17 protein-coding genes and 1 pseudogene are annotated in these 21,263 nt (G+C 67.8%); 6 read left to right on the top strand and 12 right to left on the bottom strand.

The features are described from left to right. Window positions 1–11: 11 nt before the first annotated feature. The 8 genes from WS66_RS16070 to WS66_RS16035 form a co-directional block, all read right to left on the bottom strand. Window positions 12–1,121, bottom strand: coding sequence for an ABC transporter ATP-binding protein (locus WS66_RS16070; protein ID WP_059607963.1), 1,110 nt, complete (start codon window positions 1,119–1,121; stop codon window positions 12–14). A 59-nt stretch (window positions 1,122–1,180) separates the two neighbouring features. Further along, on the bottom strand, window positions 1,181–1,909 hold the full coding sequence (locus tag WS66_RS16065) for an HAD family hydrolase (protein WP_059607962.1): 729 nt from the start codon (window positions 1,907–1,909) through the stop codon (window positions 1,181–1,183). Continuing rightward, the gene (locus tag WS66_RS16060) at window positions 1,906–2,757 is read right to left on the bottom strand and encodes a carbohydrate ABC transporter permease (protein ID WP_059607961.1); all 852 of its coding nucleotides are present in this window, start codon (window positions 2,755–2,757) and stop codon (window positions 1,906–1,908) included. The genes WS66_RS16065 and WS66_RS16060 overlap by 4 nt, the downstream gene beginning before the upstream one ends. Beyond that, window positions 2,754–3,701, bottom strand: a complete 948-nt coding sequence (locus tag WS66_RS16055) for a carbohydrate ABC transporter permease (protein ID WP_059607960.1) — start codon at window positions 3,699–3,701, stop codon at window positions 2,754–2,756. The genes WS66_RS16060 and WS66_RS16055 overlap by 4 nt, the downstream gene beginning before the upstream one ends. Before the next feature lie 102 nt (window positions 3,702–3,803). After that, a complete protein-coding gene (locus WS66_RS16050) occupies window positions 3,804–5,129 on the bottom strand; it encodes an ABC transporter substrate-binding protein (RefSeq protein WP_059607959.1) in 1,326 nt (441 codons plus the stop codon). Window positions 5,130–5,218: 89 nt separating this feature from the next. After that, a complete protein-coding gene (locus tag WS66_RS16045; RefSeq protein ID WP_059607958.1) occupies window positions 5,219–6,571 on the bottom strand; it encodes a D-tagatose-bisphosphate aldolase, class II, non-catalytic subunit in 1,353 nt (450 codons plus the stop codon). Beyond that, complete coding sequence (locus tag WS66_RS16040) at window positions 6,559–7,515, bottom strand: sugar kinase (RefSeq protein WP_059608014.1); 957 nt, start codon at window positions 7,513–7,515, stop codon at window positions 6,559–6,561. Before WS66_RS16040 ends, WS66_RS16045 begins: the two co-directional genes overlap by 13 nt. A 72-nt stretch (window positions 7,516–7,587) precedes the next feature. After that, window positions 7,588–8,364: an L-iditol 2-dehydrogenase gene (locus tag WS66_RS16035; RefSeq protein WP_059607957.1), complete on the bottom strand. Its 777-nt coding sequence runs from the start codon at window positions 8,362–8,364 to the stop codon at window positions 7,588–7,590. Between WS66_RS16035 and WS66_RS33700 the strand changes: the two genes are divergently transcribed. The 5 genes and pseudogenes from WS66_RS33700 (at window position 8,348) to WS66_RS16015 (ending at window position 11,805) form a co-directional block, all read left to right on the top strand. Beyond that, entirely contained in the window at window positions 8,348–8,584 is a 237-nt protein-coding gene (locus tag WS66_RS33700) for a hypothetical protein (RefSeq protein ID WP_159086553.1), read from the top strand. The two genes, WS66_RS16035 and WS66_RS33700, sit on opposite strands and share 17 nt — an antisense overlap. A gap of 108 nt (window positions 8,585–8,692) precedes the next feature. Continuing rightward, complete coding sequence (locus tag WS66_RS16030; protein WP_059607956.1) at window positions 8,693–9,154, top strand: Fur family transcriptional regulator; 462 nt, start codon at window positions 8,693–8,695, stop codon at window positions 9,152–9,154. A gap of 48 nt (window positions 9,155–9,202) precedes the next feature. After that, a complete protein-coding gene (locus tag WS66_RS16025; protein ID WP_059607955.1) occupies window positions 9,203–10,126 on the top strand; it encodes a metal ABC transporter solute-binding protein, Zn/Mn family in 924 nt (307 codons plus the stop codon). A gap of 13 nt (window positions 10,127–10,139) precedes the next feature. Continuing rightward, window positions 10,140–10,655: pseudogene (locus WS66_RS34875) on the top strand (ATP-binding cassette domain-containing protein); the annotation flags it as partial. Between the two features lie 367 nt (window positions 10,656–11,022). Then, window positions 11,023–11,805, top strand: a complete 783-nt coding sequence (locus tag WS66_RS16015; protein ID WP_059607953.1) for a metal ABC transporter permease — start codon at window positions 11,023–11,025, stop codon at window positions 11,803–11,805. Between the two features lie 110 nt (window positions 11,806–11,915). Here WS66_RS16015 and fghA read toward each other — a convergent pair whose 3' ends face one another. Both fghA and WS66_RS16000 read right to left on the bottom strand, forming a co-directional pair. Next, window positions 11,916–12,764, bottom strand: coding sequence for an S-formylglutathione hydrolase (gene fghA / locus WS66_RS16010; protein ID WP_059607952.1), 849 nt, complete (start codon window positions 12,762–12,764; stop codon window positions 11,916–11,918). A gap of 247 nt (window positions 12,765–13,011) precedes the next feature. Continuing rightward, on the bottom strand, window positions 13,012–14,448 hold the full coding sequence (locus tag WS66_RS16000; RefSeq protein WP_059607950.1) for a xylulokinase: 1,437 nt from the start codon (window positions 14,446–14,448) through the stop codon (window positions 13,012–13,014). Between the two features lie 450 nt (window positions 14,449–14,898). Here WS66_RS16000 and WS66_RS15995 point away from each other — a divergent pair, with 450 nt between their 5' ends. After that, the gene (locus WS66_RS15995) at window positions 14,899–16,275 is read left to right on the top strand and encodes a nucleobase:cation symporter-2 family protein (protein WP_059607949.1); all 1,377 of its coding nucleotides are present in this window, start codon (window positions 14,899–14,901) and stop codon (window positions 16,273–16,275) included. Between the two features lie 264 nt (window positions 16,276–16,539). Here the strand turns inward: WS66_RS15995 and WS66_RS15990 are convergent, their stop codons facing one another. Continuing rightward, a complete protein-coding gene (locus tag WS66_RS15990) occupies window positions 16,540–18,063 on the bottom strand; it encodes an efflux transporter outer membrane subunit (RefSeq protein ID WP_059607948.1) in 1,524 nt (507 codons plus the stop codon). Beyond that, complete coding sequence (gene bpeB / locus WS66_RS15985) at window positions 18,063–21,263, bottom strand: efflux RND transporter permease BpeB (protein ID WP_059607947.1); 3,201 nt, start codon at window positions 21,261–21,263, stop codon at window positions 18,063–18,065. Before bpeB ends, WS66_RS15990 begins: the two co-directional genes overlap by 1 nt.

Genomic DNA, 21,263 nt, shown 5'->3' with positions numbered 1-21,263 from the left:
GAAGTCGACCGTCACGCCGCCTTCGCGTGCGCGCTCAGCCGGCGCAACGCCTGCCCGTGCTCGTCGAACAGATGGCAGTGCTCGGCCTGCGCGTGCACGTGCAGCGCCTCGCCGGTGCGATACGTGTCGAGCGGCGGAATCCGCGCGATCAGGCCGTCGGGCGCGACCGCCGACTCCGCATACAGATACGCGGCATCGCCGAGCGACTCGACGGCCATCGTCCGCGCGGCAACGCCCGCGGCCGCCGTGTCCACCAGAAGGTGCTCGGGCCGCACGCCGACCGTCACTGCCGCACCGCGCTGCAACCCGGCCGCCTCGACCGCGACGCGCTGCGTCTCGCCGCTGTCGAAACGCACGAGCACGCCAGTCGCATCGACCGACTCGACGGTGCCCTTCAGGAAGTTCATCTTCGGCGAGCCGATGAAGCCTGCGACGAACAGGTTCGCCGGCGCGTGGTACAGCGCGTTCGGCGTGCCGACCTGCTGCACCGCGCCGCCCGACAGCACGACGATCTTGTCGGCGAGCGTCATCGCCTCGACCTGGTCGTGCGTCACGTAGATCATCGTCGTCTTCAGCTCGTCGTGCAGCCGCGCGAATTCCAGCCGCATCTTCACGCGCAGCGCCGCGTCGAGGTTCGACAACGGCTCGTCGAACAGGAACACCTTCGGCTTGCGCGTGATCGCGCGGCCGATCGCGACGCGCTGTCGCTGGCCGCCCGACAGCTGCTTCGGCTTGCGGTCGAGCAGGTGATCGATGTGCAGGATCTTCGCGGCCTGCTTCACCGCCTGGTCGATCTCGGGCTTCTTCGCGCCGGCGAGCTTCAGGCCGAACGCCATGTTGTCGTACAGCGTCATGTGCGGGTACAGCGCATACGACTGGAACACCATCGCGATGCCGCGCTTCGCGCTCGGCACGTCGTTGACCTTCGCGCCGTCGATCAGCAGATCGCCGCTCGAGATGTCCTCGAGGCCGGCGATCATCCGCATCAGCGTGGATTTGCCGCAGCCGCTCGGCCCGACGAACACGACGAATTCGCCATCGGCGATGTCGAGGTTCACGTTGCGCAGCACTTCGGTGTCGTCGTAGCGCTTCGCGATGTTGCGCAGGAGCACGCTTGCCATGATCTGTCTCCGTTCGTTCGTGATGCGCCGCGTTAGACGCGGCGCGCAATCTTGCCAGGTTAGTTCGGCAGCACGGCACCCGTCGCCTGCCAGCGCGCGACGTAGCCGGGCAGCTCGTGCATGTCGTCGAATACGTGACGCGCGCCGATCCCGCGCAGGGCGTCGATCTGCGCGGCCGACGCATGCCCGCCGCCGATGAAGCCGAGCACGGTCATGCCGGCCGCGGCGGCCGCGGTGATGCCGGTCACGCTGTCCTCGACGACGAGGCATTGCGCGGGCACCGCGCCGAGCGCGTGTGCGGCCGCGAGATACACGTCGGGCGCGGGCTTCGGCCTGGCGACGGCGTCCGCGCAGAACAGCCGGTCGCCGAAGAAGCGCGCGAGGCCGGTGCGGGTGAGCGCCGCCTCGACGTATGCGCGGTAGCTGTTGCTCGCGCATGCCGTCGTCAGACCGATCGCGGCGAGTGCCGCATCGATGCCGTCGACCATCGGCGCGTTGACGGCCGCCGCCTCGACCGCGCGGCGGATCGCGTCGACGTCGCCCGCCGTCAGCATGCGGCCGACCGCCTCGCTCGCGCCGGCCAGCACGCGCTCGATGCGCAGCCCGAGCAGCGGCATCACCGCCGGCCGCGCGTCGACGCCCGGCCAGCGCGCGTCCAGCTCGCGCACGATCACGTCGGCGGCGACGGCCTCGCTGTCGATCAGCACGCCGTCGCAATCGCAGATCAGCACGTTCATCCCGTGGCCGACCCCGCCTTTTCCGCCCATGCCTTCGCCGGCCGCGCTCATTTGACCGCCCCGAACGTGAGCCCGCGCACGAGCTGCTTCTGCGACAGCCAGCCGACGATCAGGATCGGCGCGACGGCCAGCAACGAAGCTGCGGACAGCTTCGCCCAGAACAGCCCCTCCGGACTCGAATACGACGCGATGAACACGGTCAGCGGCGCGGCGTTCGAGCTCGACAGGTTGATGCTCCAGAACGCCTCGTTCCACGACAGGATCACGAGCAGGAGCGAGGTGGACGCGAGACCCGGCAGCGCCATCGGCATCAGCAGGTAGACGATCTCCTGCCACGTCGACGCGCCGTCGATGCGCCCCGCTTCGAGGATGTCCTTGGGGATTTCGTTGAAGTACGTGAAGGTCATCCACACCGCGATCGGCAGGTTGATCAGCGTGTAGACGATCACCAGGCCCGACACGGTATCGAGCAGCCCCGCGTTCTTCCACAGCAGGTAGATCGGCACGAGCACGCCGACCGACGGCATCATCTTCGTCGACAGCATCCACATCAGCACCTTCTGCGTGCGGTGGTTCGGAAAGAACGCCATCGCGTAGGCCGCCGGCACCGCGAACAGCAGCGAGATCACCGTGACACCCGCCGAAATCAGCACCGAATTCCACGCGAACGCGAAGTAGTTGCTGCGCGCGAACACCTCGCGGAAGCTGTCGAGCGTCGGCACGAAGAACAACGTCGACGCGTACGCCTGCTGCTCGGTCTTGAATGCGGTGATCGCCATCCAGAAGATCGGGAAGAACAGCAGCAGCGCGAGCAGCCACGCGAGCGTGCCGGGCAGCGCGCGCCGAACGCGGTCGAACGGGGCCGGCGCGCGCCGGCCTTCGAAGGTCAGGTCGCTCATTTCTCGTACTCTCCCTTCAGGTTGCGCGCGAGCATCCGCACCAGGAAGAACGACACGACGTTCGCAACCACGACGGCGATGATCCCGCCCGCGGATGCGAGGCCGACGTCGAACTGCTGCAGGCCAAGCGCATAGATCAGGTACGACAGGTTGGTCGTCGCGTTGCCGGGGCCGCCGCCCGTCGTCGTGTAGATCTCCGCGAAGATCGACAGCAGGAAGATCGTCTCCATCATCACGACCACGGCGATCGCGCGCTTCAGGTGCGGCAGCGTGATGTAGAAGAACATCGCGATCGGGCCCGCGCCGTCGATGCGCGCGGCTTCCTTCTGCTCCTGGTCGAGCGACTGGATCGCGGTGAACAGGATCAGGAACGCGAACGGCAGCCACTGCCAGGCGACGATGATGATCACGGCGGTGAGCGGGTAGTCGGCGAACCAGTCGATCGGCGTCATCCCGAACGCACGCATCGCGTTCGCGACGAGCCCGTACACCGGATGAAGGATCATGTTCTTCCAGATCAGCGCGGCGACCGTTGGCATCACGAAGAACGGCGCGATCACGAGCAGGCGCGCCACGCCCTGCCCGTAGAACTTGCGGTCGAACAGCACGGCCATCAGCACGCCGCCGACCACGGTGATCGCGAGCACAGCGCCGATCAGCACGAGCGTGTGCCAGATCGCGGGCAGGAACGACGGATCGGTCGCGAGGAAGCGGTAGTTGTCGAACCCGGCGAAGCCCTTCACGTCCGGGTTCAGCAGGTTGTAGCGCGAGAACGAATACCAGATCGTCATCGCGAGCGGGATCGACATCCACAGCAGCAGCACCGCGACGGACGGTGACACCAGCCAGCTGGCGCCGCCGCGCGCGCGGCGCGGCGCGCCGGGCGGCGACGACGCATCGCCGACCGACGGCGCGTGGCTCAGGGGAAGACGCAAATGACGCATGATCGGAGTCCCTCCGGTTGAGGTGCGGGCGCGAATGGCCGCCCGCCCTGTCTGCTTCGGCGACGTGCACCGTGCGCGGCAGCGCGCACGGCGGGGGCCGCGTTACTTCTTGTAGCCGGCCTGGCGCACCGCGCGATCGGCGGCGGCCTGCCCGGCGGCGAGCGCCTGGTCGACCGTCATCTGGCCGGCCACCGCACCCGCGATCGCCTGCCCGACCACCGTGCCGAACGACTGGAATTCAGGAATCCCGACGTACTGCACGCCCGTGTATGGCACCTTCTTCAGCGACGGATCGTTCGGGTCGGCCGTCTCGATCGCCTTCAGCACGAAGTCCGAGAACGGTGCGGCGGCCTTGTACTCGGGGCGCTGGTAGGTCGACGCGCGCGTACCCGGCGGCACCGACGCCCAGCCTTCGTCCTTGCCGACCATCTCGATGTACTGCTTCGACGTCGCCCACGCGATGAACTTGCGCGCGGCACCTTGCTGCTTCGACGTCTTCGGCACGGCCAGTGCCCACGCCCACAGCCAGTGCGAGCCCTTCGGCGTGGCGGCGACCGGTGCAGCCGCGAAGCCGACCTTGTCGGCGACCTGCGACTGCTGTTTGTTATAGAGCATCCCGGCCGCGACCGTCGCGTCGATCCACATCGCGCACTTGCCCGATGCGGTCAGGGTCAGGTTCTCGTTGAAGCCGTTCGAGCTCGCTCCCGGCGGGCCGTCCTTCTTCAGCAGGTTCACGTAGAAATTGATCGCCCTCTTCCATTCCGGCGACGTCAGCTGCGCGTTCCAGTTCTCGTCGAACCAGCGCCCGCCGAACGTGTTCACGACCGTCGACACGTATGCCATGTTCTCGCCCCACCCGGCCTTGCCGCGCAGGCAGATGCCGTAGGTGCCCTTCGACTTGTCGGTGAGCTTGTCCGCGAATTCGGCGATCTGGTCGTAGGTCGGCTGGTCGGGCATCTTCAGCCCCTTCGCCGCGAACAGGTCCTTGCGGTAGAACGTCATCGAGCTTTCGACGTAGAACGGCAGCGCATACAGCTGGCCGTTGTACGACAGGCTGTCGCGCGCGGTCTTCACGATGTCGTTCAGGTCGTAGTCGGCGGGTAGCCCGGTCATCGGCGCGAGCCAGCCGCGCTTGCCCCACTGCGGCGTTTCATACGTGCCGATCGCCATCACGTCGAACTGGCCGCTGCCGGTCGTGATGTCGGTGGTCGCGCGCTGGCGCAGCACGTTTTCCTCGAGGATCACCCAGTTCAGCTTGATGTCCGGGTTCGCCTTCTCGAACGCCGGCGACAGCTTCTTCAACTCGATCATGTCCGGGTTGTTCAGCGTCGCGATCGTCAGCGTGCCGGCCGACGCCGCGCACGCAGCCGTCGCGAGCGCGGCTCCGGCGAAGCAGCGTGCGGCGGCATCGAGCATCTTTCGTTGCATGGCATGTCTCCTGTGATTGTTCGAACTGTCGTCGGTGTTGCGTATTGCGTGTTGCTTGTTTCGTGTTGCCGTGTTTCCTTCGCGACCCGTCACGACGGCCGCTGCATCCCGCACGCGCGCGCATAGTGCGCGATCACGTCGCGTATCCGGTGGCGCACCCATGCGCGCGGCTCTCTCGCGAGGCCGCCCGCGCGGCAAGCCGCGTACACGTCCGGCAGCCACTGCGCGACGAGCGTCTCGGGCACGGGCTGCCGCGCAAGGTTGTCGAACAACTGCTCGACCGCCGCCGCGACGGCCGGCTGCAGCCAGTAGTAGCGGATCCGGTCGCTGTAGCTGAACTGGCGCGCGAGCCGCTGCTCGGTTTCGTCGCCGCGGTAATACGGCGCCCAGTGCTCGGGTTGCGCGCGCATCGCGGCGTCGACCACGTCGCGCAACCGCGAGCGCTGCGCGACGTCGACGATCAGCGCGTCCTCGATGAAGGTGAGCGCGAACAGCGCCTCGCGCAACGCGAAGGTCAGCGCGGGCCCAACCTTCAGCACCGCGAAGTGGTCGCGCACGAGCGCGGCGAGTGCGCCTTCGGTTTGGTAGTCGGTCGAATGCGCTTCGAACACGAGGCGCGGCGTGCGCAGGATGCTCGCACCAAGCGACGCGGCCTTCGCGCTGTCGTAGTCGAGCACGTGGCGATCGTCGAAATCGACGCCCGGCTGCGCGACAATCGCGACCACGCGCGTCCATGCGTCGTCGAGCCCCGCCGCCGCGAATGCGGCGCGATGCGCGTCCAGCGTCGCGGCGATGCTGTCGCTGCGCGTGACCGCGATCCGCGCGATCCCATCGCCGCCCGTGTCGCCGGCCACTTCGCCGCCCGGCGTCGGCACCTCGGTGCCGATCACGTAGACGGGCGCAAGGCCGGCGCGCGCCGCCGCGTCTTCGGCCGCGCGGCACAGCTCGGCCGCGCGGGCGGCAATCGTCCGGTCGTCGAGCCGCTCCGGATCGTCCGCGCACGCCATGCTCGCGTCCAGGTGGATCTTCTCGAACCCGGCTTCGACATACGCGGCGACCATCGCGGCCGCTTCGCGCATCGCATCGGCCGCGCGACGGTGCCGCCACGGGTTCGGGCCCAGATGGTCGCCGCCGAGCACGAGCGCCGACGGCGCGAGCCCGCAGCGCTGCGCGATCGCATCGACGTCGCGCCGGAAATCGGCGGGCGTCATGCCCGTGTAGCCGCCGAGATGGTTCACCTGGTTGCAGGTCGCCTCGATCAGAAGCGGCGAGCCGTCCGCACGCGCGGCCTCGCACGCGGCCTCCAGCACGAGCCGGTGCGCGCTGCAGATCGAATAGATGCCGCGCTGCGCATCCGCGCGGTTCGCATCGAAGATCATCCGCAGCACGGCGTCGGCGTGCGCGTTGCGCGGGCGCTCGGCGACGGGGGTCAGGCCGGACATGCGATACCTCGTTCGGTCAGGAAGCGGTCGATTTCAGTCGCGCTGCTGTTGCCCTCCATCGGGCCGCGCCGCGTGACCGCGATCGCGCCGGCCGCGTTCGCGCGGCGCAGCGCGACGTCGATCGGCAGGCCGGCGACGAGGCTCGCGACCAACGTACCGCCGAAGCAGTCGCCGGCACCGGTCGGATCGAGTTCGTCGACCGGCCAGGCCGGCACGTCCACACGGCTCGCACGGTCGAACGCGGCGCTGCCGGCCGCGCCACGCTTGAGCACGACGCGCTCGAGCAGCGGATGCGTCGCGAGCAGCCCGGCGATCGCGCGCTCGGCCGGCTGCGGCCCGCAGAAGAACGGCAGGTCGGCCTCGCTCGGCAGAAACAGATGGCAAGCGGCGAGCATCGTGTCGAGCGCCGCGCGCATCGGACGGAAGCTCAGCATCTCGGGCCGCATGTTCGGGTCGAACGACACCTTCGCGCCGACGCGCGCCGCTTCGATCACGCCGCGCTGGACGGCCGCGATCGCCGATTCGCTCGTCAGCGACGAGCCCATCACATGGAAGTAGCGGCAACCGTCGAACATCGCGGTGTCGACGTCGGATGCGTCGACGCACGCGGCCGCGCTGGTCGACAGGCTGAACACGAAGCTGCGCGAACCGTCGTCGCGATACGCGACGAACGCGGTGCCGGTCGGACGCGCGACACGACGAATGCGCGCAACGTCGACGCCGTCGCGCTCGAGCCGCGCGACGATCGCGTCGCCGAATGCGTCGCGGCCGACGCAGCCCGCATACGCGACGCGCGCGCCGAGCCGCGCGGCCTGGTCGGCGAAGATCGCCGCCGCACCGCTCGGAAACGGGCCCGCAAACAGGCCCGGCGTGTCGAAACCCTGGCCACGCTCGGCGGCGACGAATTCGGCCAGCAGTTCGCCGGCGACGACGATCTCGGCCATCATGCGTGCCCTCGTGCGGCGGCGGCCGCACGCGGCGCGGACGCCCGGGTTGCGCGTGCGAGCGGCGTCATGTCAGCTCATCCAGTTGCCGCCGTCGACGTTCAGCGTCTGGGCGGTGATGTAGTCGGCGTCGGCCGACGCGAGGAACAGCGCGGCGCCCGTCAGGTCGCCCGGCACGCCCATCCGGCCGAGCGGCACGGCTTCGCCAACGAGCCGCTTCTTCTCGCCGAGCGGCCGGTTCTCATAGCGCGCGAACAGCGCATCGACCTGCTCCCACATCGGCGTGTCGACCACGCCCGGCGCGATGCCGTTCACGTTGATCCGGTGCGGCGCGAGCGCGAGCGCGGCCGACTGCGTGTAGCTGATCACCGCGGCCTTGGTCGCGCAGTAGTGCGAAACGAGCGCCTCGCCGCGACGCCCGGCCTGCGACGACATGTTGACGATCTTGCCGCCGCGCCCCTGCTCGACCATCCGCTGCGCGACGGCCTGCATCAGGAAGAACAGCCCTTTCACGTTGACCGCGAACAGCCGGTCGAACACGTCCCAGGATTCGTCGAGGATCGGGCGCATGTCGAACAGCGCCGCGTTGTTGAACAGGATGTCGACGCCGCCGAACCGCTCGACGGCGGTGGCGACGATCCGCGCGATATCGTCGCGTCGCGTGACGTCCGCGGTGACGGCCACCGCGCGGCCGGGGTTCGCCTCGATCAGCCGTGCGAGCGAACCGCCCGCGGGCTTCACGTCGACCAGCACGCAGCGCGCGCCCTCGTCCAGATAGCGTTGCGCGACCGCTTCGCCGATGCCGCTGGCCGCACCCGTCAGGATCGCGACCTTGTCTTCCAGTCTCACTGGTTGTCTCCGGTTCGTTCTGCTGTACGAAGGCCGCGAGGTGAGCGAACGCTCGCCGACCGATCAATTGCTCTCTTGTTGGTCGAATGATCGGATACGCGATTCACGCTGTCAAGGCGACACGGCGGCTTTCGATGATGCGCTGCGGCACGACCGCGCCGAGCGGCGCGCGGAGAACCGTGCCCGGCAAGGCGCGGCGCGCTGGGTGCGGCGCGGCTGAAACGGCGATGAAGGGGACACAGCCGGTGCGCGGGGCAGAATTCGGGCTGCACGATGAGAAGATACGTTATATCATCGCGATACTTCGTCTCATTGCCAGCTCCACGCCATGGCCACCTCATCGCACATCGACGCCCGGCTGTCCCGGGCCGACGCATTCGCCGCCGAGCACGGGCTCGCGTGGACGCCGCTGCGCCGCCAGGTCTACGAACGCGTGCTGGCCGCGCAGCGCCCGATCGGCGCGTACGACCTGCTCGCCGAGCTCGAGCCGCAGCGCGGCCGCGTGCCGCCGACGACCGTCTATCGCGCGCTGGATTTCCTCGTCGAGCACGGCTTCATCCACCGGATCGAATCGAAGAACGCGTTCTTCGCGTGCTGCGAGATCGGCGTGCCGCACGAAGGCCAGTTCCTGATCTGCGACTCGTGCGGCGAGACCGTCGAGATTCCGGGCAGCGACCTCGCGAAACAGCTGTCCGCGAGCGCGCCCGCGCACGGGTTCGAAGTCCACCACCAGGTCGTCGAGCTGAACGGCCTGTGCGGGCACTGCAAGGGCAAGCCCGCGCAACGCTGACACCGCACACGCGCGGCGCACGCGCCGCCCCTTCCAACGAGGAGTTTCATGTCCATTGCCCTGAAGCGCGCGCCGCGGCGTGCCCTGCCGCTTGCTCGTCTGTTCGCCGCCGCGGCCGCCGCGGCCGCTGCGCTGTCGATCGCCTCACCCGCCTTCGCGCAGGCCGCGACCGTCAATGTGGTCGCCGCCGAGAATTTCTATGGCGACGTCGCATCGCAGATCGGCGGCCGCCATGTCGCGGTGACCAGCATCCTCAGCAATCCCGACCAGGATCCGCACCTGTTCGAAGCGAGCCCGAAGACCGCACGCGCGCTGCAGCACGCGCAGGTCGTGATCTACAACGGCGCGGACTACGATCCGTGGATGGGCAAACTGCTCGGCGCATCGAAGCAGGCGAAGCGCGCGACGATCGTCGTGGCGGATCTCGTCGGCAAGAAGGCCGGCGACAACCCGCACCTGTGGTACGACCCGGCGACCATGCCGGCCGCCGCGCGCGCGATCGCGGCCGAGCTCGGCCGTGCCGATCCGGCGAACAAGGCCGACTACGACGCGAACCTGCAGAAGTTCGTCGCGTCGCTGAAGCCCGTCGACGACAAGGTCGCCGCGCTGCGCGCGCAATACAAGGGCGTGCCGGTGACGGCCACCGAGCCTGTGTTCGGCTACATGTCCGACGCGATCGGCCTCGACATGCGCAACCAGCGCTTCCAGCTTGCGACGATGAACGACACCGAAGCCAGCGCGCAGGACGTCGCCGCGTTCGAGAACGACCTGCGCAAGAAACAGGTGCGCGTGCTGATCTACAACAGCCAGGCCGAAGCGCCGATGACCAAGCGCCTGCTGAAGATCGCGCGCGACAGCGGTGTGCCGGGCGTGAGCGTCACCGAGACGCAGCCGGCCGGCAAGACCTTCCAGCAATGGATGGCCGGCCAGCTCGACGCGCTCGCGGCCGCGCTTTCCGCCAGCAAGAAGTGACCCAGTCAACACCATGACCGACACTCCCCACGCACTCGCACTCGATCGCGTCACGCTCGAACTGGGCGGACGCACGATCCTTCGCGACGTGAGTTTCTCGATCGAGCCCGGCGAATTCGTCGGCGTGCTCGGGCCGAACGGCGCGGGCAAGACGACGCTGATGCGCGCGGTGCTCGGTCTCGTGCCCGTCACGGGCGGCACGCTGTCGGTCGGCGGCGTGCCGGTCGCGCGCGGCAACGCGTCGATCGGCTACATGCCGCAGATCAGAAGCGGCCTCGCGAATCGCCGGATGCGCGGCTACGACTTCGTCGCGATGGCCGCCGACGGCCACCGCTGGGGGCTGCCGCACACGAACGCCGCGACGCGGCGCGACGTCGACCGCGTGCTCGACCTCGTCGGCGGCCAGACGCTCGCGCGCCGGCCGCTGTCGGAGCTGTCGGGCGGCGAGCGGCAGCGCCTGCTGCTCGCGCAATGCCTGCTCGGCAATCCGCAGCTGCTGCTGCTCGACGAACCGCTGATCAGCCTCGACCCGAACCACCAGCGCGGCGTCGTCGAACTCGTGCGCAACGTGCAGCGCGAGCTCGGCATCACCGTGCTGTTCTCCGCGCACGAACTGAATCCGCTGCTGAACGCGCTCGACCGCGTGCTGTATCTCGGCAACGGCGTCGCGGCGCTCGGCACCGTCGACGAGGTCATCACCAGGCCGGTGCTGTCGCGGCTCTACGGCTCGCCGATCGACGTGATGCGCGTGAACGGCAAGATCTTCGTGATGTCGGGCGACGTCGAGATCGAGAAGCACGACCACGAACACGAGGACGACGACGGCCACTCGCACGGCGGTGGCGGCGGACACGGCCACCACCACCACGGACACGCTCATCCCGGGCATTCGCACGATGTTTGAATACGACTTCATGATCAACGCGTTCGCCGCGTCGGGAATCGTCGCGGTGCTCGCGGGCATCGTCGGCTACTTCCTGGTGCTGCGCGGACAAACCTTCGCCGGCCATGCGCTGTCGCACGTCGGCTTTACCGGCGCGACGGGCGCGGTGCTGCTCGGCATCTCGCCGATCTGGGGGATGGTCGGCTTCACGCTCGCGGCCGGGATCGGCATGGGCGCGCTCGGCGAAAAACTCGCGGGCCGCGACGTCGCGATCGGCGTGATCCTGTCCGGCGCGCTCGGCTTCGGTTTGTTGTTCCTGCACTTCTATACGTCGTTCGCGACGCAGGTCACCGCATTGCTGTTCGGCAACGTGCTCGCGGTCAGCCGCGACACGCTCGCGGTGCTGGCCGGCATCGGCGCGGTGAGCCTCGTCGCGCTCGCGCTGATCGCGCGGCCGCTGCTGTTCGCGTCGCTGCAGCCTGAGCTGGCCGAAGCCAAAGGCGTGTCGCTGCGCACGGTGTCGGTGCTGTTCCTCGCGGTGTGCGCGCTCGCGGTGGCGGCGGCAACGCAGATCGTCGGCGTGCTGCTCGTGTTCACGCTGCTGGTCGGGCCGGCCGCGGCCGCGCAAAACGTGTCGACGCGGCTGTCGACCGGCGTGCTGCTCGCCGCGCTGTTCGCGCTGTTCGAAGCGTGGGCCGGGATCGCGCTCGCGTATCACACCGACTGGCCGACGAGCTTCTGGATCACCGCGCTGTCCGCGCTCGTGTATGGCGCGAGCCTGTTGCGGCGCCACTGATCGTCGAGCGACGAAAACCAAAACGCCGGCGTAGCCGAAAGGCCGCCGGCGTTTTTGCATGCGCGCGCGACGTGCGGCGCGCACCGCGGGTCACGCGTGCCGCGCCCCGCTCACAGTACGAGCACGCGTGCGTGATGCGCGATGTGATCGGCGATGAACGTCGAGATGAAGTAGTAACCGTGGTCGTAGCCTGCATGGCGGCGCAGCGTCAGCGGCTGGCCGGCCTTCGCGCACGCGGCTTCGAATACGTCCGGGCTCAGCTGGTTCGCGAGGAATTGATCGGCGAGGCCCTGGTCGACGAGGATGCCGTCCGCGAACTTCGGCGCATCCGCGCGCATGACGAGTTCGCTCGCGTCGTGCTGCTTCCACGCGTCGCGATCGTCGCCGAGGTAGCCCGAGAACGCCTTCTCGCCCCACGGGCAACGCGTCGGCGCGGCAATCGGCGCGAACGCCGACACCGATCGGTACAGGTCGGGGTGACGCAGCGCGAGCGTCAGCGCGCCGTGCCCGCCCATCGAGTGGCCGAAGATACCGAGCCGCGCGCCGTCGATCGGCAACTCGGCGGCGACAAGCTCGCGCAACTCGCCCGTCACGTACGATTCCATCCGGTAATGCGTCGACCACGGAGCTTGCGTCGCGTCGACATAGAAACCCGCGCCGACGCCGAAATCCCATGCATCGGTCTCGCCCGGCACGCCCGCGCCGCGCGGGCTCGTATCGGGCATCACGAGCGCGAGGCCGTGCTGCGCCGCGTACTGCTGCGCGCCGCCCTTGATCGCAAACGTCTCCTCGGTGCACGTGAGCCCCGCGAGATAGAACAGCGCCGGCACGCGACCGTGCGCGGCCTGCGGCGGCAGGTACACCGAGAACTTCATCGGCAGGCCGATCGCCTTCGAATCGTGGCGATAGAAGCGTTGCTCGCCACCGTGGCAAGCATGCGAAGTAACGAGTTCGAGCATGGAGTTCCCTTCCGTTCAATACAGCACGATCGGGCGAATCGATTCGCCCGTCTTCATCGGGTCGGCGCCGCCGGGGAGCGTCTCGAGCGGCAGCGCGTGTGTGATCAGGTCGAGCCGTGCCGCGCGACACGGCGATACCGGAGTGTGCCCGTCATGATCCCCGATCCCGCCGCCCGTCGCGTGCGGGAAACAGCCGCCGGCTTGCCGCGACGCGTCACCGCTGTCGCGACAGGACAAGTGCCCGAGTTTAGACGCCGGTCGTGAACCACGCATCCGTTCGCGCATACAGATCGACGAAACGCGCATGGCGTGCGGCCAGCGCGCGATCGTCGTGCGGTGCGGCGACTGGCGACGCGGTCGGCGCCAGCGTGTGCAGCGCATCTTCGCGCCAGTGTCCGATCGCGACGCCCGCGAGCAGCGCGGCGCCGCGCGTCGCGGCGTTCGGGCAATCGACCGCGTCGAGCGACGCGCCGAGCGCATCCGCGAGCAACTGACGCCAGCGCGGATCGACCGAGCCACCACCGGCGAGGCGCAGCGTCGTCACCGGATCGACCCGGTTCGCATCGCGAATCGCATCGAGCCCCGCGCGCAACGCGAATGCGACGCCCTCGAACGCGGCGCGCATCATTGCGCCGCGCGTGTCGCCGAGCCCGAGACCGAGCCAGCCGCCGCGCGCGTCGGGATTCATCCACGGCGAACGCTCGCCCGTCAGGTACGGCAGGAAGCAGAGCCGCTCCGATGCCGGCCCGGCGAACGCGTCGTCGTACGCATCCGGCCAGCCCGGATAGCCGAGCCAGCCGCGCACGGCTTCGAGCGCGAGCCCGACGTTCTGCATCGCGGCCATCGTGTAATAGCCGCCGCCCGCCGCCGTGCGATAACGATGCAGCCCGCGCCGTGCGGGCGGCAACCTGTCCGCGAGCACGACGATCTGGCCACCGCTGCCGGTGGTCAGCAGCGCGTCGCCGGCCGCGACGAGCCCGCTGCCGAGCGCCGCGCACGCGGTATCGGCCGCCCCCGTCGCGAGCGGCACGCCGGCCGGCAGCCCGAGTGCCGCCGCCGCCTTCGCATCGAGCACGCCGCAGCGCGCACCCGACGCCCGGTCGGGTGCGAACCGGTCGACGGGCAAGCCCAGCGCGTCGATCAGCGCCGTATCCCACGCGCCGTCCGGCGTCGCGAGCGCCGTCGCGCATGCATCGCTCGGATCGGCCGCGACCTCGCCGCCCAGCGCGACGCGCAGCCAGTCCTTCGGCTGCACGGCCCAGCGTGCATCCCGCAACGCGTGCGGTTCGTGTGCGGCCAGCCAGCGCAACAGGGGGCCCGCCATGCCGGGCGCGACGGGATTCGGCGCGTCCGGCCAGTCGGCCGCGTCCGCTTCGCGCACCGCGCGCGTGTCGGGCCACAACAGCGCGGGCCGCACCGGCTGCCCGGCCGCGTCGATCAGCACGACGCCATGCATCTGGCCGGAGAAGCCGATCGCCGCGACCTGCGCGCGCTCACCGGCCGGCAGCCGCGCAGCGGCGCGCACGAGCGCCTGCCACCACACGTCGGGGGCAATTTCGGTCCAGCCTGGCTGCGGCGACGACAACGCATAGGGTTGGCTCGCAACCGCGCGCTCGACGCCATCGGCATCGAGCGTGACGAGTTTGACGGAGCCGGTACCGAGGTCGATTCCGAGCAGGCGCATGACGGGTTGGCGTATTCGAGTGAACGGATATCGATGATAGCGGGATCGCGACATGCGGCCCGAATTGCTCGGCGCTTTTGACACCCTGGCGACGTGAAAAACGCAGCCGCGCACCATCGGTTTCACCCGGCCACGCGTTACGCGCCAGAACGGCCGCCAGCGGGTTAACCCGGCGCGATTTTCCACCGGTCGTTTTTTCCACTATGCCACGGTCGCGATACACACCATAAAGCCGCCGATATTTGACATGGCGGCATGCACTATTTTGAAGGGCTATAAAACCGGGGAACCTCACTCCAGCGGCAGTTTCCCGATGATCGACACCCTGTTTCATGCCGAAATGGCATATCGAACCAGCAAAGAACGGAATAGAACCCAGTGCTCTTGTTGCGACGTTCCATTCCGCATAACTTCGTATCACCCCGAAAACAAGATCATGGAGTGAGACAGATGCAATCGAACACGGTCCATCCGTGCGATGAGGTGCTGCCGACCGGCAAGCTTGTAACGCTTGGTCTGCAGCACGTCCTCGTCATGTACGCCGGCGCCGTAGCCGTGCCGCTTATCGTCGGCGGCGCGCTGAAGCTGCCGAAAGACCAGATCGCGTTCCTGATCAGCGCCGATCTATTTTCGTGCGGTATCGCCACGCTGATCCAGACGCTCGGCCTGTGGATCTTCGGGATCCGCCTGCCCGTCATCATGGGCTGCACGTTCGCGGCCGTCGGCCCGATGATCGCGATCGGCACCAACCCCGGCCTCGGCATTCTCGACATCTTCGGCTCGACCATTGCCGCCGGCATCATCGGCATCGTGCTCGCGCCGATGATCGGCAAGCTGTTGCGATTCTTTCCGCCGGTCGTCGTCGGCACCGTGATCGCGGTGATCGGGCTGTCGCTGATGGAAGTCGGGATCAACTGGGCAGCGGGCGGCGTCGGCAACCCCGAATACGGCAGCCCCGTCTACCTCGGCCTGTCGCTGCTCGTGCTCACGCTGATCCTGCTGATCAACAAGTTCGGCCGCGGCTTCATCGCGAACATCTCGGTGCTGCTCGGCATCGTCGCCGGCTTCGTGATCGCGTTCGCGATCGGTCGCGTGAATACCGACGGCGTCGCGCACGCACCGTGGGTTGGTTTCGTGATGCCGTTCCACTTCGGCCTGCCGCACTTCGACCCGCTGTCGATCGCGACGATGGTCACGGTGATGTTCGTCACGTTCATCGAATCGACCGGCATGTTCCTCGCGGTCGGCGACATGGTCGATCGCCCGGTCAACCAGGAGCGCCTCGTGCGCGGCCTGCGCGTCGACGGCCTCGGCACGCTGATCGGCGGCATCTTCAACTCGTTTCCGCATACGTCGTTCTCGCAGAACGTCGGCCTGATCGGCGTGACGGGCGTGAAGAGCCGGTTCGTCTGCGCGACGGGCGGCGTGATCCTGGTGCTGCTCGGCCTGTTCCCGAAGATGGCGCAGGTCGTCGCATCGGTGCCGCCGTTCGTGCTCGGCGGCGCGGGTATCGTGATGTTCGGGATGGTGGCCGCGAACGGCATCAAGGTTCTGTCGAAGGTCGACTTCGTAGACAACTCGCACAACCTGTTCATCGTCGCCGTCAGCGTCGGGATGGGCCTCGTGCCGGTCGTGTCGCCGCACTTCTTCTCGAAGCTGCCGCCCGCGCTCGCACCGATCCTGCACAGCGGCATCCTGCTCGCGTCCGCCACTGCCGTGATCCTGAACATCGTGTTCAACGGCGTGAAGGCAGAGAAGGACGCACGTTGCGAGATTCGCCGCGCAGGGCACGACTTCGACGGACGCCCGGCCGACGTGCATCACTGATCGATCCGCCCCGGATGCGCCGGAGCATGGCGCGATACGGTAGAGGAAAAGCGCCACGGCTTGCCGTGGCGTTTTGCTTTGTGGCGAGTGGTTGGGCGGCGATAGCGGTGGTGCCGGCGGTGCCGGTGATGACGATCCGCGGTCGCCGCAAACCAAACTGGCCGCAAAAAAACGCCACGGACTTTCGTCCGTGGCGTTGTCGTATCCCGGGAACCGCGACCTCGGCGAACCGGAGCGGTCGCCCGCCCCTGCCCGCCTTCGTGCTTACCCGTTCGTCGCCGCTGCCGACGCAGGCGCCGGTGCGGCCGCCTTGTCGTAGTCGACCGTTTCGTCCGGTGCGCGCGGCGTCTCGCCGGCGCGCTGGATCCAGCCGCCGCCCAATGCGCGGTAAAGCGTGACCAGGTTCGTCCAGCGTGCCAGACGCGCGCTGATCAGCGACTGCTGCGCCGAGTACAGGTCGGTCTGCGCAGTCAGCACCGACAGGTAGCTGTCGACACCATTCTTGTAGCGCAGGTCCGACAGGTCGAAGCGACGCTGCTGCGCGTGCTCGTTTCGCTCGAGCGCGGCGATCTGCTGATCGTACGTGCCGCGTGCAGCCAGCCCGTCCGACACTTCGCGGAACGCCGACTGGATCGCCTTCTCGTAGTTGGCGATCTCGATACGCTTCTGCACGTTCGCGAGGTTCAGGTTCGCGATGTTCTGCCCGCCCTCGAAGATCGGCATCGTGATCTGCGGCGCGAACGACCACGCCGCCGTGCCGGCCTTGAACAGGCCACCGAGCGTCGGGCTGCCGGTGCCGAACGCGCCCGTCAGCGAGATACGCGGGAAGAACGCCGCGCGTGCCGCGCCGATGTTCGCGTTCGCGGCCAGGAGCGTCTGCTCGGCCTGCATCACGTCAGGACGACGCGTCAGCAGGTCGGACGGCAGACCGGCCGGCACGTCCGTCAGCAGGTTCTGCGCATCGAGTGGCATGCCCGCCGGCAGATCGTCCGGCAGCGGCTCGCCGATCAGCAGCACCAGCGCGTTCAGCGCCTGCGCACGCGCACGCGCCTGCGCCTGCTGGTTCGCGAGCGCCGTCTCGACGACCGTCTGCGCCTGACGCAGCTCGAGCTCGGAGCCCGTGCCGTTGTCGAACTGCAGCTTCGTCAGGTCGTACGACGCCTGTGCCGTCTTCAGCGTGTTCTCCGTGACCTGCAGCAGGTCATCGGTGGACAGCAGCGTCAGGTACTGGTCCGCGACCTGCGACACGAGCGAGATCTCGGCAGCCTGCCGCGCATACGACGTCGACAGGTACTGCGCGAGCGCCTGGTCCTTCAGGCTCTGCACGCGGCCGAACAGGTCGAGTTCCCACGACGCCGAAACGCCGACGTTGTAGGCGCGCGAGATATACGGCGCACCCGTCTGCGACAGGCCCTGCGGCACGCGCTGGATGCTGCCCGTGCCCGTGCCGTCGAGCGTCGGGAACAGGCCCGCGCGCGTAATCTGGTACTGCGCGCGCGCCGCCTCGATGTTCAGCACCGACACGCGCAGGTCGCGGTTGTTCTTCAGCGCGATCTCGATCAGCCGCTGCAGGCGCGGATCGACGAAGAATTCGCGCCAGCCGATGGCGGTCGCCGCCTGGCCGTTCGCGCTGCGCGCGCCGGCAGCGCCCGGCTGCGTCGCATAGACGCCGCCGGCCGGGTACGCCTGTGCGACGGGCGCGTCGGGCCGCTTGTAATGCGGCGCCATCGTGCAGCCCGTGGCAAAGAGCGCGACCGCGATTGCAGTCAAAGCGTGTTTTTGCATCATCACTGTCCCTTGTTGCCTTCGTCGCCGTTGCCCGGCTTCTCTTCGTGGTGCGAGTGCTCCTGAGCGAGGCGCAGCGCCTGATCGACGTCTTCCTTCTCGCCGCTGAAGATCGCGCGGATCTTCACGAAGAACATCGGGATCATGAAGATCGCGAGGAACGTCGCCGTGATCATCCCGCCGATCACGCCCGTGCCGATCGCGTGCTGACTCGCCGAACCCGCGCCGTTGCTGATCGCGAGCGGCATCACGCCGAGAATGAACGCGAGCGACGTCATCAGGATCGGACGCAGCCGCAGGCGCGCTGCTTCCAGCGCGGCCTCGATCGGCCCCATCTTCTCCGTCATCTGCAGTTCGCGCGCGAATTCCACGATCAGGATCGCGTTCTTCGCGGACAAGCCCACGGTGGTCAGCAGGCCGACCTGGAAGAACACGTCGTTCTCGAGGCCGCGCATCGTCGCCGCGAGCAGTGCCCCGATCACGCCGAGCGGCACCACCATGATCACCGAGAACGGGATCGACCAGCTTTCATACAGCGCCGCGAGACACAGGAACACGACGAGGATCGAGATTGCGTACAGAATCGGCGCCTGCGAACCCGACTGGATTTCCTGGAACGACAGACCGGTCCACGAATAGCCGATACCGACCGGCAGCTTCTTCGCGAGCCCTTCCATCGCGGCCATCGCCTGGCCGGTCGACTTGCCCGGCGCGGCCTGACCCTGGATTTCCATCGCCGACACGCCGTTGTAGCGCTCGAGCTTCGGCGAACCGTACGTCCAGTGACCGGTCGCGAACGCGCTGAACGGCACCATCCCGCCCGACCCGTTGCGCACGTACCAGATGTTCATGTCCTCCGGCGTCATCCGGAACGGCGCGTCGGCCTGCACGTACACCTTCTTGATCCGGCCGTCGGTGTCGAGGAAGTTGTTCACGTACTTCGACGCCCACGCGATCGAGAACGTCTGGTCGATCGCATCCGCCGTCACGCCGAGCGCATTCGCCTTCTCGCGGTCGATGTCGACCTTGTACTGCGGCGTGTCGTTCAGACCGTTCGGGCGCACGCCCTGCAGCGTCGGATCCTTCGAGGCCATCCCGAGCAGCTGGTTACGCGCGGCCATCAGCGCGTCGTGGCCAAGACCGGCGTTGTCCGTCAGCTCGAAGTCGAAACCCGCGGCCGTGCCGAGTTCGGGAATCGACGGCGGGTTGAACGGGATCACGATCGCGTCCTTGTAGCCCGCGTAGCGCCCGAACATCCGGCCGATCAGCGCCTGCACCTTCTGGTTCGCATGCTGACGCTGCGAGTAGTCCTTCAGTCGCACGAACACGAGACCCGAGTTCTGGCCGCGACCCGCGAAGCTGAAGCCGTTGACCGTGAACGCCGATTCGACGATTTCCTTCTCGTCCTTCAGCAGGTAGTCGGAAATGTTCGCGAGCGTCTTCGCGGTCGTTTCCTGCGTCGAGCCCGACGGCGTCTGCACGATCACGAACATCAGGCCCTGGTCTTCATCCGGCAGGAACGACTTCGGCAGGCGCACGAACAGCAGGCCGACCGCGACGATCACGACCAGGTAGATGATGAGCCAGCGGCCCGAACGCTTGATCACGTGGTGCACGCCGACGTGGTACTTGTCGCGGCTGTTGTTGAACGTGCGGTTGAACCAGCCGAAGAAGCCCTTCTTCTCTTCGTGATGCCCTTGCGGGATCGGCTTCAGGATCGTCGCGCACAGTGCGGGCGTCAGAATCAACGCGACCAGCACCGACAGCACCATCGCCGACACGATCGTCAGCGAGAACTGACGATAGATCGCGCCGACCGAACCGCCGGAGAACGCGACCGGCACGAACACCGCCGACAGCACCAGCGCCACGCCGACGAGTGCGCCGGTGATCTGGCCCATCGCCTTGCGGGTCGCCTCCTTCGGTGACAGGCCCTCTTCCGCCATCACGCGCTCGACGTTCTCGACCACCACGATTGCATCGTCCACCAGCAGGCCGATCGCGAGCACGAGGCCGAACATCGACAGCGTGTTGATCGAGAAGCCCACGAGCGACATGATCGCGAACGTGCCGAGCAGCACCACCGGCACCGCAATCGTCGGGATGATCGTCGCCCGCAGGTTCTGCAGGAACAGATACATCACGAGGAACACGAGCACGATACCTTCGAGCAGCGTCTTGACCACTTCCTCGATCGACAGCTTCACGAACGGCGTCGTGTCGTACGGATACTTCACGACGAGGCCGTGCGGGAAGAACGGTGCGAGCTCGTCGATCTTCGCGCGCACGGCCTTCGCGGTCGCGAGCGCGTTCGCGTTGGTCGCGAGCTGGATACCGAGTGCCGCGGTCGGCTGACCGTTGTACTTCGTGTCGAAGTTGTAGTTTTCGCCGCCGAGATCGATCTTCGAGACGTCCTTCAGGCGAACCTGCGAGCCGTCCTGGTTGACCTTCAGCAGGATGTTGCCGAACTGCTCGGGCGTCTGCAGCAGCGTCGATTCGGTGATCGTCGCCTGCAGCATGGTGCCCGGCTTGGCCGGCGTGCCGCCGATCTGGCCGCCCGCGATCTGCACGTTCTGCGCGGTGATCGCCGAGCTCACGTCGACCGGCGTGAGGCCGTAGTTCGTCAGGCGGGTCGGGTCGAGCCAGATCCGCATCGCGTACTGCGAGCCGAACAGCGTGACGGTGCCGACGCCGTTCAGCCGGCTGATCGGATCCTTCACGTGCGACGCCACGAAGTTCGCGAGGTCGTACTTGTTCATGCTGCCGTCTTCGGAGTTGAAGGCGAGCACCAGCAGGAAGCTGCTGCTCGACTTCGTCACCGACAGGCCGAGCTGCTGCACGACCTGGGGCAGAACCGGCGTCGCGAGCGACAGCTTGTTCTGCACCTGGACCTGCGCGATGTCGGCGTTGGTGCCCGGCGCGAACGTCAGCGTGATCGTCGCGTTGCCCGAGTCGTCACTGGTCGACGACATGTACAGGAAGTTGTCGAGACCGCTCATCTGCTGCTCGATCACCTGCGTCACCGTGTCTTCCACCGTCTTCGCGGAAGCGCCCGGGTAGTTCGCGGTGATCTGGATCGATGGCGGCGCGATCGTCGGATACTGCGAGATCGGCAGCGTGAAGATCGCCGCGACCCCGGCCAGCATCAGGATGATGGCGATCACCCACGCGAAGATCGGGCGATCGATAAAAAACTTTGCCAT

Source organism: Burkholderia sp. LA-2-3-30-S1-D2 (assembly GCF_001523915.2).
GTDB classification, from domain to species: domain Bacteria; phylum Pseudomonadota; class Gammaproteobacteria; order Burkholderiales; family Burkholderiaceae; genus Burkholderia; species Burkholderia diffusa.
This window is presented reverse-complemented; position numbering and strand designations above follow the sequence as displayed.

Excerpts from the sequence above, each read along its gene's own strand:
- fghA (WP_059607952.1), bottom strand. The coding sequence starts at position 12,764 with ATGCTCGAACTCGTTACTTCGCATGCTTGCCACGGTGGCGAGCAACGC.
- WS66_RS16070 (WP_059607963.1), bottom strand. The coding sequence starts at position 1,121 with ATGGCAAGCGTGCTCCTGCGCAACATCGCGAAGCGCTACGACGACACC.
- WS66_RS16040 (WP_059608014.1), bottom strand. The coding sequence starts at position 7,515 with ATGGCCGAGATCGTCGTCGCCGGCGAACTGCTGGCCGAATTCGTCGCC.
- WS66_RS15995 (WP_059607949.1), top strand. The coding sequence starts at position 14,899 with ATGCAATCGAACACGGTCCATCCGTGCGATGAGGTGCTGCCGACCGGC.
- WS66_RS16030 (WP_059607956.1), top strand. The coding sequence starts at position 8,693 with ATGGCCACCTCATCGCACATCGACGCCCGGCTGTCCCGGGCCGACGCA.
- WS66_RS16060 (WP_059607961.1), bottom strand. The coding sequence starts at position 2,757 with ATGAGCGACCTGACCTTCGAAGGCCGGCGCGCGCCGGCCCCGTTCGAC.
- WS66_RS16065 (WP_059607962.1), bottom strand. The coding sequence starts at position 1,909 with ATGAGCGCGGCCGGCGAAGGCATGGGCGGAAAAGGCGGGGTCGGCCAC.
- bpeB (WP_059607947.1), bottom strand. The coding sequence starts at position 21,263 with ATGGCAAAGTTTTTTATCGATCGCCCGATCTTCGCGTGGGTGATCGCC.
- WS66_RS16050 (WP_059607959.1), bottom strand. The coding sequence starts at position 5,129 with ATGCAACGAAAGATGCTCGATGCCGCCGCACGCTGCTTCGCCGGAGCC.
- WS66_RS16015 (WP_059607953.1), top strand. The coding sequence starts at position 11,023 with ATGTTTGAATACGACTTCATGATCAACGCGTTCGCCGCGTCGGGAATC.
- WS66_RS16000 (WP_059607950.1), bottom strand. The coding sequence starts at position 14,448 with ATGCGCCTGCTCGGAATCGACCTCGGTACCGGCTCCGTCAAACTCGTC.
- WS66_RS16045 (WP_059607958.1), bottom strand. The coding sequence starts at position 6,571 with ATGTCCGGCCTGACCCCCGTCGCCGAGCGCCCGCGCAACGCGCACGCC.
- WS66_RS15990 (WP_059607948.1), bottom strand. The coding sequence starts at position 18,063 with ATGATGCAAAAACACGCTTTGACTGCAATCGCGGTCGCGCTCTTTGCC.
- WS66_RS16025 (WP_059607955.1), top strand. The coding sequence starts at position 9,203 with ATGTCCATTGCCCTGAAGCGCGCGCCGCGGCGTGCCCTGCCGCTTGCT.
- WS66_RS16055 (WP_059607960.1), bottom strand. The coding sequence starts at position 3,701 with ATGCGTCATTTGCGTCTTCCCCTGAGCCACGCGCCGTCGGTCGGCGAT.